This window comes from Polaromonas sp. P3_C2 (genome assembly GCF_056402675.1).
Map to the genome: position 1 here is coordinate 1 of NZ_JBFUGX010000069.1, position 10,259 is coordinate 10,259.

The following is a 10,259-nucleotide window of genomic DNA, read 5'->3' on the forward strand; positions in this document are numbered from 1 at the left end:
GCGCAGCACGGCCCGGATGCGCGCCAGCAACTCGCGCGGCTCGAAAGGTTTGGGCAGGTAGTCGTCAGCGCCAATTTCCAGGCCGACGATGCGGTCCATCGGGTCGCCTTTGGCCGTCAGCATCAGCACGGCGGTGTTGGCGTTTTCGCTGCCCTGGCCCTTGATGCGCCGGCACACTTCCAGGCCGTCCATGTCGGGCAGCATCAGGTCGAGGATGACCAGATCGGGCGTTGCAGCTTCCAGCGCTGCCAGGCCCGCCGCGCCGTCGGCCGCGTGGGTAAAACCGTAGCCCGACTGGCGAAGGTATTCGCCCACCATATTGGCCAGGCGGGTATCGTCTTCAATCATCAAAAGCTGTTGGGTCATGGCTGGTCCTCGTGTGCAGGTGTTCCCCGTGGGGTGGAATCACAATGAAATTCATGGTGCGCCGGGCGCAACAATCCCGCTTGAAGCCACCGTAAAGTTACGGTAAACCGGGGCAGCGAGCCTCCAGCATACTCCGTGCACGGCACGTCCGCCATGGTGCGGAATTGCTATTGAATTAATAGCTGCTTGCGCTTATTCCTTCTGGGCTTGCGGCGTTTTAAGTCGTGAAGCAAAACCCACCAGAACCAGCACCGGCAGGCCCAGCAAGGCTGTTGCGGTGAAGAAGTTGCTGTAGCCAAAGGCGTCCACATACTTGCCCGAATAACCGGCAAGGAACTTGRGCAGCAATAGCATCATCGAGCTGAAGAGCGCGTACTGGGTGGCCGAGTAATTGATGTTGGTGAGGCTCGACAGGTAGGCAATGAAGGCGGCCGAGGCGATACCACTGGAAAGGTTGTCTGCCGAAATCACGAAGATCAACGCGTTGACGTCGTGCCCGCGCGTGCCCAGCCAGGCAAACAGCAGGTTGCTGGCAGCACTCAGCACGGCGCCCAGCATCAGCACGCGCATCACGCCGAAACGCATGGCCAGCGCGCCACCCACGAAGGCGCCTGCCAGCGTCATCACCACGCCGTAAATTTTGGTCACTGCAGCTACTTCGTCTTTGGTGTAGCCCATGTCGACATAGAACGGGTTGGCCATGATGCCCATGACAACGTCGCTGATGCGGTAGACCGCGATCAGGGCCAGGATCAGCAGCGCCTGCTTGCCGTAGCGGCGCAGGAAATCGGCGAACGGGTCGACCAGCGCGGTTTTAAGCCACTCTGCAGCGTTGCGCGATGGCGCCTGCGGGCGCGGCGCTGGTTCAGGCGACAGCAGCACCGTCGCCATGCCCAGCAGCATGGACGCCGCCATGACCAGGTAGGCCACTTGCCATGCGCCGTGCTGGTAAGTGAGGGCGTCGCCTGCGACTTCGGCACGCGCTGCAATCCACAGCGCCCCGGCGCCGGCCCAGATCATCGCGATGCGGTAACCCGTCTGGTAGGCGGCAGCCAGTGCGGCCTGGCGCTGGATATCGGCCGACTCGATGCGGTAGGCGTCCAGCGCGATGTCTTGTGTGGCCGACCCGAATGCCACGGCCAGTGCGCACCACACGACGGGTTGCAATGCCAGCTTGGGGTCCGTCAGCGCCATACCGACAAGCGCCGCCACGATGACCAGTTGCGACAACAGCAGCCAGCTGCGCCGGCGCCCAAGCATGCGCGTGAGCAGCGGAATCGGCATGCGGTCCACCAGCGGCGCCCACACCCACTTGAAGCCGTAGGCCAGCCCGACCCAGCTCAGGTAGCCGATGGTGGTGCGGTCTATGCCTGCTTCGCGCAGCCAGAAGCTCAGCGTGCCAAACACCAGCAGCAAGGGCAGGCCGGCGGAAAAGCCCAGAAACAGCATGCGCAGCGTGGCGGCCTCGGCATACACGTGCCAGACATCGCGCCAGGTGGGTTTGGGTGCGGCTTTCACAGTGGGGGCTGTAGATGCCGCGCTGTGCGCAGCGACAGGGGCGGGTGATGGCAGTTCGGAGGAGGGGGTTTTGTCTGACATGGGCATCTTGATTTGTGACTATTATTCACCCATGTGCTTTTTATGCGAGGCCAAACACTCTGCCTGGGCTGGCCGCCGGGCGTTCCTGCTGGCTGCCGGCGGCGCCGCAGCGACGGCCGTCACCACCCCGCTGCTCGCGCAGGTTGATGTCGGACCGTCATCGGGGCTGCGCAAGCTGATCCCTGCCGAGGAACTGGAAAACGCCGCCACGCAGGAATATGCCAAGCTGCTGGCGGAGGCGAAGTCCAAGGGCGCGCTGGCCTCGCCGGGCAACCCCCAGCTGCAGCGCATACGCGGCATCGCCACGCGGTTGGTGCCGCAGGCCGCGCAGTGGAACGACCGCGCCAACCAGTGGCGCTGGGAGGTCAACCTGCTTGGCAGCAAGCAGATCAACGCCTTCTGCATGCCCGGAGGCAAGATCGCGTTCTACACGGGCATCATCGATCAGCTCAAGCTCACCGACGATGAAATTGGAATGATCATGGGTCACGAAATGGCCCATGCGTTGCGCGAGCATGCGCGCTCCCGCATTGCCAAAAGCCAGGGCACGAGCATGGGCCTGTCCGCGTTGTCACAACTTTTTGGACTGGGACAGCTGGGCGATGTGGCCGCAAACATCGGCACTCAGCTGCTGACGCTGCGTTACAGCCGCGATGATGAAACCGACGCCGACCTCGTCGGACTGGAGCTGGCTGCGCGCGGCGGCTATAACCCGCAGGCATCCGTCAGCCTCTGGGAAAAAATGGCGCAGGCTGGTGGCGGTGCCGGCGGCCCGAGCTTTCTGTCCACCCACCCCTCCGGTCCTGAACGCATCCAGCAGCTGCAGGCCAACGTGCCCAAGGTGCAGGGTCTTTATCAACGCGCCCGCGGCTGATCGGGCTGAGCCCTGGTGACTGGGTTGACGCAGCGCGCCGCATTCTTCACGCGCGCGTGGTGGCGAGGCTTCCGGCCGGGACGCACCCGCATCAACTCACGCGAGCGGCTGCGCATTGTCATCGGGTCGCTGCTGGGCATTTTTGTGACAGGGCTGCTGTGCCACCTGGCTGACCGGATGATGCCGGGCCTGCCCTGGCTGGTGGCGCCGCTGGGCGCCAGCGCCGTGCTGGTGTATGCCGTGCCGGCCAGTCCTATGGCGCAGCCCTGGAATGTGGTGGGCGGTAATACCCTGTCGGCGCTTGCCGGCATTGCGGGCGTGCATGGCATGCATCTGCTGGGCTCGCCGGCGCTTGCGKCCGCGGTGGGCGTGGCCACGGCCATCGCGCTCATGCTGGCGTTGCGCTGCCTGCATCCGCCGGGCGGCGCCACTGCCTTGATGGTGGTGCTGGGCGGAGTTTCCGACCCGCTGTTTGCCTTCTATCCCGTGATGCTCAACTCCGTGCTGCTGGTGGCGGTCGGCGTCGCCTACAACAACGCCACGCGCAGGGCCTATCCCCACACGCAATTGGCCCCGCCGGGCCCCGCGCCGTCCGTAGAAGACCAGTTGCTTGATGCGGATCTGGACGCCGTACTGGCGCGCTACAACCAGGTGTTGGACGTCAGCCGCGACGACCTCAAGACCTTGCTGGCCGAAACCCGGCTGCGCGCGTACGACCGCAAACTGGCGGAAGTCCGCTGCGCTGACGTCATGTCGCGCGATCTCGTCACGGTGGAATTCGGCACGCCGCTGGAAGAGGCCTGGGCCCTGCTGAGGGAGCGCCGCATCAAGGCCTTGCCGGTGGTGGACCGTAGCTTCCGCATCGCGGGCATCATCACGCAGGCCGACTTCATGCGGGCGGCAGAACTCGATTTGTACGAAGGCTTTGACGCCAAGTTGAGGCAGCTGGTGCGCACCACGCGCAGCGTTTACTCCGACAAACCTGAAGTCGTCGGCCAGATCATGACCCGCAATGTGCGGGTGGCGGGCATGCACCGTCGGCTGGTGGAACTGGTGCCGCTGTTCGGCAGCACCGGTCACCACCACATTCCCATCATCGGGGAGGGGGGGCGGCTGGTGGGAATTATTACCCAGTCTGATGTGATCGCCGCGCTGGGGCGGGCTGCCGATCCATCGGCTTGATGCGCGCGGCGCCTCCAATGATTGAATACTAATGTATTTAGTTACCGCATAGATTCAGGGTTTTTTGCGATAAAGCAGTCTATAAGAATTAATTATCCGTCGGTACAGATGATTCGCTTCTGACATCCCGCCGCAAGCGGTGCACCCCAAGGCGAAACCTCGTACTTGTCCTACGCTGCGTTTTGGCACCTGCGCCGTAAGATAAGCCGCATGTGCTTTCTTCTTCATCAAGTGCAACATGCGTGCCCGCGCGGCTTGCATGCCAAGGCGACTTCGGGGCTGGTCACCAGCTTCTCCCGCGGCACCGCATCAAATAGCGCATGGCTGGCGCCAGCTTTCCGGATGCCATGACGCAACCCAACCCGGCCCTGCTCGCATTTCTGGAGGAGCAGCGCGCCGATTACACCCGCTCGTTGCCGCGTCGTCTTGAGCAGGTGGCGGCCTTATGGCAACAAATTCTCAACGGCGACGATCTGGCGCAGGCTCTGCCAACCCTGGAACGCCATGCGCACAGCCTGGCCGGATCTGCGGCAACCTTCGGATGGGTCGACCTCGGTCTTGCGGCCCAGGCGCTGGAACTGGCCATAGAACCTCATGTCGGTGCCGGCCGGCCGCTTTCGCCGCAGGTGCAGGCCGAAGTCGGACGGGCAGTTAAGGCACTGCAGCAGCGCTTTCCCGGTACTGCGTGAACGCCTACGATCAGATCGCACAAAATGTCCATGGTTTCCTCCAACGCTTTTCTGGTCAAGATCAAAATCGCATTGGCTGCAGGCCTCGTGCTGATGATGGTTGTGGGTGCGGCCTCGTACATCGGCATCGACCGCCTGATTGAAACGGCGCAATCCCGGGTGCGCACGGAAGACACGCTGGTGATGCTCGAGCGTGCGGACTCCGGCCTCCGCACGGCCGAGTCCACATTGCGGCAGTATCTTCTGAGCGGCAGCCCCCAGGAGCTGGAGGAGTTCCAGCGGGCTCGGGTCGAGTTGCGCGCGATCAGGGCACGCATGCGCAGCGCCAACGTGCTGCAGGAGGCCGTGGAGTTTGACGAACTGATCAACCAGCGCGCCCTGATCGCGAACCAGTCCATCGCGGCGCGCAAGGCGTCCGGCCCCGAAGCCGCTGCGACCGTTCTTGGCAGTGATGCCAGCCGGCAATTGAGGCTGCGCACCGACGGGTTGCTGGAAAACGCGCGTAATCGCGAGGTCCACAAGTGGCGTGACGCGCAGGCCGCGGCGGAGCATAGCGCCCAGTGGGCTCAGGGCTTCATCATCGCGGGAAACCTGTTGTTTGCCTGCATGCTGGCCTGGATGGTCTATGTGGTCAAGCACTATGAGCACGTGCGAAAACGCGGTGAGGAGCAATTGCGCGACACAGAAGTGATGAGCCGCAGCATTACCGAGGGGATGGTCGAAACGGTGATCACCACCACGTCCGACGACATCGTTCTGGAGGCCAACGCGGCGGCTTTACAGCTCTTTGGGTATGAGAAAAGCGATCTGATCGGCCGTGACGTGTCGGAATTGGTGCCGCCGCGGTTTCGCCAGCAATACAAGGATTTCACCTCCATGATGCGCGAGCAGCCGGAAACATTCCGGATATCCGGGCAGGAAGTGCGCGCCATGCGCAAAGATGGCAGCGAGTTCATGGTCAGTGTGTCTTTTAGTGATGTGCAGGTCGGCGGCCGCCGCCTTTTCACCGCGTTGATGCATGACATTACCGAGAGCAAGCGCATCAGCAAGGCCTTGCGGGCGAGCGAGTCCCAGCTGCGCCAGGTCACCGATACGGTGCCGGCCCTGATTGCCTACCTCGATACGGAGCAGCGCTTTCGCTTTCACAACCGCGCTTACGAAGCTGCTTTCGGCCTGAGCTTCGAGCAGATCGACGGGCACCCCCTGGCTGAAGTCCTGGGTCCGGAGATTTACGAAACCGTCCGGGAGAAAGTGGAAGAAGTGCTGAGCGGCAAGCCGGTCCGCTACGAACGCACCCAGGTGACGCCGCAAGGCGAGCGCAGGCACTTCGCGATGCAGTATTTCCCCCGCTACGGCGAAGGCGCAGCCAAAGACAAGGTCATCGGGTTCTTCTCAATGGGCACGGACATCACCGAGCTCAGGCGTATCGACCGCATGAAGACCGAATTCGTGTCCACCGTCAGCCACGAGCTGCGCACGCCGCTGACGTCCATACGCGGCTCTCTGGGGCTGATTTCCGGCGGCGTGGCCGGTGAGCTGCCTGCGGCGGTGAAGAACCTGGTGGGCATTGCCCAAAGCAACTGCGAGCGCCTGATCCGGCTGATCAACGACATCCTGGACAGTGAAAAAATCGAGTCCGGCAAATTGCGCCTGGACCTGCAGGTGGTGGACCWTCGGCAACTGGTGCAGCAGGCGCTGGTCGCCAACGAGGGCTTTGCCAGCCAGCACCGGGTAGACCTCGTGTTGCGGGCGCCTGACGTCGCCCTGCAGGTGCGGATCGACGCCGATCGCATGACCCAGGTTTTGACCAATCTTCTGTCCAACGCGGTCAAGTTTTCGCCGCCGGGCAGCCCGGTGGAGGTCAGGCTGTCACGGTCGGCGCAGCGCGTTCGCGTCGAGGTGGTTGATGTCGGCCCCGGCATTCCCGAGGAGTTCCACGGCCGCATTTTCCAGAAATTCTCGCAGGCAGATTCTTCCGACACCCGGCAAAAAGGCGGAACCGGCCTCGGCCTGAATATTTCCCGCGCGCTGGTGGAGAAGATGGACGGCACGATCGGCTTCAGCAGCGCGGAAGGCGTGGGAACCACCTTCTTTTTTGAAGTGCCGGAATGGACCAACCCGGTGCCACTGCTGCAACCCGTGCGGATACAGCCGGCTGTTTCAACCCGGCCCCGCATCCTGATCTGCGAAGGCGATCCCGATGTGGCCAGGCTGATCAGCATGATGCTGAGCAAGGCCGGGTTCGACTCCGACATGACACACAGCGCGGAGCAAGCGCTGGCTTGCCTGGCAGTTAACAGCTACGACGCCGTGACGGTAGACCTGAAACTGCCGGGGCAGAACGGCGTGGCTTTTATCGGCCAGCTGCGGGAGGACGAACGAACCCGCCACCTGCCTGTTGTGGTGATCTCGGCCATGGCCGAGCAAGGGCAGTTGCAGTTCAACCGCAAGCCGCACACGGTGTCGGACTGGCTGAAAAAGCCGATTGACGAGCGGCTCCTCATTCACAGCCTGCGCCGGGCCGTTGTCAGTGTGGATGAAGGCAAACCGCGCGTTCTGCATGTCGAAGACGACCAGGATATCCAGCAAATCACGGCAGCCATTGCGCAGGACTTTGCGACCTTCGAATTTGCCACCACGCTGGACGAGGCTCGCGCCCTCCTGCGCCAGCATTCATTCGACCTGATCCTGCTGGACCTGTCGCTCGGCAGCCATTCGGGCTGGGACCTGTTCGAGGATATCGACGCCCTGGATCCGCGCCCGCCGGTGATCGTGTTCTCGGCCGGCGACGTAAACCCGGCAGATGGCAAGCAGGCCGATGCGGTGCTGGTCAAGGCCCATACTTCCAATACCGAACTGCTCAATACAATCCAGCGTGTGCTCCAGATTCCCGCCGACTACCGCCCCACCCAATCCCAACCCCTGATCTGATCATGACCAAACCACTGACCCGTATCCTGTATGTCGAAGACGAACCCGACATTCGTATGGTTGCGCAAATGGCGCTGGAAGCCGTAGGCGGCTTCACCGTTATCGCCTGCGCTTCGGGCCAGGAGGCGCTGGATGCCGCACCGGGCGCCGGCGCCGACCTGCTGCTGCTGGACGTGATGATGCCCGGCATGGACGGGCCCAGCACGCTCAAAGGTCTTCGGGCATTGCCGGCCACGGCCGACACGCCGGTGATTTTCATGACCGCGAAGGTGCAGGCTGCAGAGGTCGCGGTGTATAAGGGCCTGGGCGCCATGGAGGTGATCCCCAAGCCGTTTGACCCGATGGAGCTGTCTACCCAGATCCAGCGCATCTGGGCGGCGCAGTAGAGCCCCCACGGTCGCTCACTTTATGTAGCTCCCTGCCCCCCGAGGGGGCCGCCCGCCTGCGGTCTGGCAAAGCCGAAARATTGGYRCACCCCTATCGGGCTCACTGCGTGTAGMCCTTTTCCCCTTGCAGGGGACGGTGCCTGCGGCCCGGCAAAGCCGGTTCCACGGCATCCGCTGGCGTGAAGAGTCCAATGGCGTAACTAACAGGGGTATTCCACCAGCGGGGGCCGAGGGTCCGGCTTCGCCGGCCCCAGGCGCCGCCCCCTCGAGGGGGGAACAGGCTACACGCCAGTGAGCCTGGACGGGGGTGGATCTATTTCAGGCGCTTAGAGGTGGGTGAACCGTCCCCCACAGGCTTTCATCGAGCACCCGCTGCAGGGTGCGGATCAACTGCTCGTTGGAAGTGTGTGCCTTCACTAGTACCGCTTCTGCGCGCTGGCTTTGCTTCGGCTCCACATCGTGCGCAGAAAACACGACCACTGGCGGCACGATGTCCAGTGCTTCAATGGTGTCCAGCAGCCCCCAGCCCGAGCCGTCTTTCAACGTCAGGTCGAGCAGCACCAGGTCGTAGCGGCGGCGCGCAAGCTGGTCGCGTGCCTCGCGCAGCGTGGCGGCAAATTCGAAGGTGGCAAAGTCCTGGGCAATGGCGGCGGCAATGCGCTGTATGTCGAGGTCGTCCTCGACATGCAGAATGCGCGGCCGGCCTTCGGCCATGTTACCGATGGCACGGTGCAAACTGAGGATCAGGAGGTTCTCGTCGATGGGTTTTTCCAGCCATGTTGAAACCGCCAGCGGCTGGGTATTGAACTCGAGCTCGCCTTCTTCAGCATTTGCTGAAACCACCACGATCGGCAGGTCTTTCGTCGCCTCTTCGCGGCGCAGTGCCCGGATCAGGCTGATGCCGTCCTGGTCGGGCAGGTTCAGGTCGACCGTCATGGCAGCGTAGGGCATCAGCATGACTTGCTCCAGCGCCTGCCCTGCGCTGTGCACCATGTCCGAGTCAAAGCCGCCTTTATCAAGCATCAGGTTGATCAGGCGGGCAATGTCGGGATCGTCTTCGCAGACCAGGATGAGCGGCCTGGTCGCTGCGCCGGACCTGATGCTGGTCTGAATCGGCGCCGGCACCGCCTCGGGCAGCTCAAAGAAGAAAACAGTTCCGACGCCGGTTTCCGTCGTGAACCCGATTTGGCCGCCCATCCGCTCCACGATGGCACGCGAGATGTTCAGGCCCAGGCCCGTACCACCCATTTTTCGGGTGTCCGATGTGTCGGCTTGCGAGAATTTCTGAAAGATGCGCTTTCGGAACTCTTCGGGAATGCCGGGGCCGCTGTCGGCGACTTCCACCCGGACCCTGCCGCTCTTGCACAGCAGCCGGACTTCCACACGGGACTGGGCCGGCGCGAATTTCACCGCGTTGGACAACAGGTTGGTAATGACCTGGGTCAGCCTGTCGCTGTCGACGCTGACCCTTACCGCTTCTGCCGGGGCATCCAGAACCAGCTTGACGTTGTGCTGGCCTGCGAAGCCTTCGTTGGCCGTCAGGGCTTGCGTCAGCAAAGGTTGCAGTTCCATCTGCTGGAAGTCAAACCGCATTTTTCCGGATTCGATTTTTTCGCTGTCAAGAATGTCGTTGATCAACCTGATGAGCCGTTCGCAATTGTTGGTAGCGATGCCGACCAGGTTTTTGGCCATGGCCGGCAGCTCACCGGCCACGCCGCCGGCGATCAGGCCCAGTGAGCCGCGAATGGAGGTCAGCGGGGTGCGCAACTCATGACTGACGGTAGAGACAAACTCACTCTTCATGCGGTCAATGCGCTTGAGTTCGGTCACATCGGTGCCCAGCGAGAAGAAGCCGACAACCTTGCCTTCGTCCTCGTTTTCGCCGTAGCGTGGAAAGTACTGCATGACGTAGTCGCGCAGCTGGCCATCCGACGTGGCCTGCGTGCGGTCGTATTGCGCCGCGTAACCAGCGAGCGCCTCTTCAATCTTGCCCCGCTCTTTTTCGTGGAGCTCGTCGCCCATCAGCTCACGCATGGTCTTGCCGTGGATCTGGTCGTGCTTCAGRCCAAGAACTTCTTCGTAGGCAAGGTTATGGAACTGAAAGCGCTGTTCGGCGTCGATATAGGCAATCAAGGCGGGCACGCTGTCCGTGATCTGGCGCAGTTGTGATTCGCTGTCATGCAAGGCGCGGGTGCGCTCCTGCACGGCCTCCTCCAGGCCGCTCACCTGCGC

8 protein-coding genes are annotated in these 10,259 nt (G+C 62.8%); 5 read left to right on the forward strand and 3 right to left on the reverse strand.

The window, feature by feature from the left end; translation table 11 throughout:
* Together AC1DWI_RS05000 and AC1DWI_RS05005 are read right to left on the reverse strand one after the other, a co-directional pair.
* Positions 1 to 366: response regulator transcription factor (locus AC1DWI_RS05000; protein WP_477724470.1), on the reverse strand; the 366-nt coding region annotated here is incomplete at its 3' end.
* Between the two features lie 192 nt (positions 367 to 558).
* Positions 559 to 1,965, reverse strand: a complete 1,407-nt coding sequence (locus tag AC1DWI_RS05005) for an AmpG family muropeptide MFS transporter (protein ID WP_477724471.1) — start codon at positions 1,963 to 1,965, stop codon at positions 559 to 561.
* 31 nt (positions 1,966 to 1,996) lie between these two features.
* Between AC1DWI_RS05005 and AC1DWI_RS05010 the strand changes: the two genes are divergently transcribed.
* The 5 genes from AC1DWI_RS05010 (at position 1,997) to AC1DWI_RS05030 (ending at position 8,027) form a co-directional block, all read left to right on the forward strand.
* Positions 1,997 to 2,839, forward strand: a complete 843-nt coding sequence (locus AC1DWI_RS05010) for a M48 family metallopeptidase (protein ID WP_477670262.1) — start codon at positions 1,997 to 1,999, stop codon at positions 2,837 to 2,839.
* Positions 2,840 to 2,863: 24 nt separating this feature from the next.
* On the forward strand, positions 2,864 to 4,021 hold the full coding sequence (locus AC1DWI_RS05015) for an HPP family protein (RefSeq protein ID WP_477724474.1): 1,158 nt from the start codon (positions 2,864 to 2,866) through the stop codon (positions 4,019 to 4,021).
* A gap of 320 nt (positions 4,022 to 4,341) precedes the next feature.
* Positions 4,342 to 4,710, forward strand: coding sequence for an Hpt domain-containing protein (locus tag AC1DWI_RS05020; protein WP_477670261.1), 369 nt, complete (start codon positions 4,342 to 4,344; stop codon positions 4,708 to 4,710).
* A gap of 30 nt (positions 4,711 to 4,740) precedes the next feature.
* Positions 4,741 to 7,641, forward strand: coding sequence for a PAS domain S-box protein (locus AC1DWI_RS05025; protein ID WP_477724472.1), 2,901 nt, complete (start codon positions 4,741 to 4,743; stop codon positions 7,639 to 7,641).
* Positions 7,642 to 7,643: 2 nt separating this feature from the next.
* Positions 7,644 to 8,027, forward strand: coding sequence for a response regulator (locus AC1DWI_RS05030; RefSeq protein ID WP_477647940.1), 384 nt, complete (start codon positions 7,644 to 7,646; stop codon positions 8,025 to 8,027).
* Positions 8,028 to 8,345: 318 nt separating this feature from the next.
* Here the strand turns inward: AC1DWI_RS05030 and AC1DWI_RS05035 are convergent.
* On the reverse strand, positions 8,346 to 10,259 hold a 1,914-nt coding region (locus AC1DWI_RS05035), incomplete at its 5' end, for an ATP-binding protein (RefSeq protein WP_477724473.1).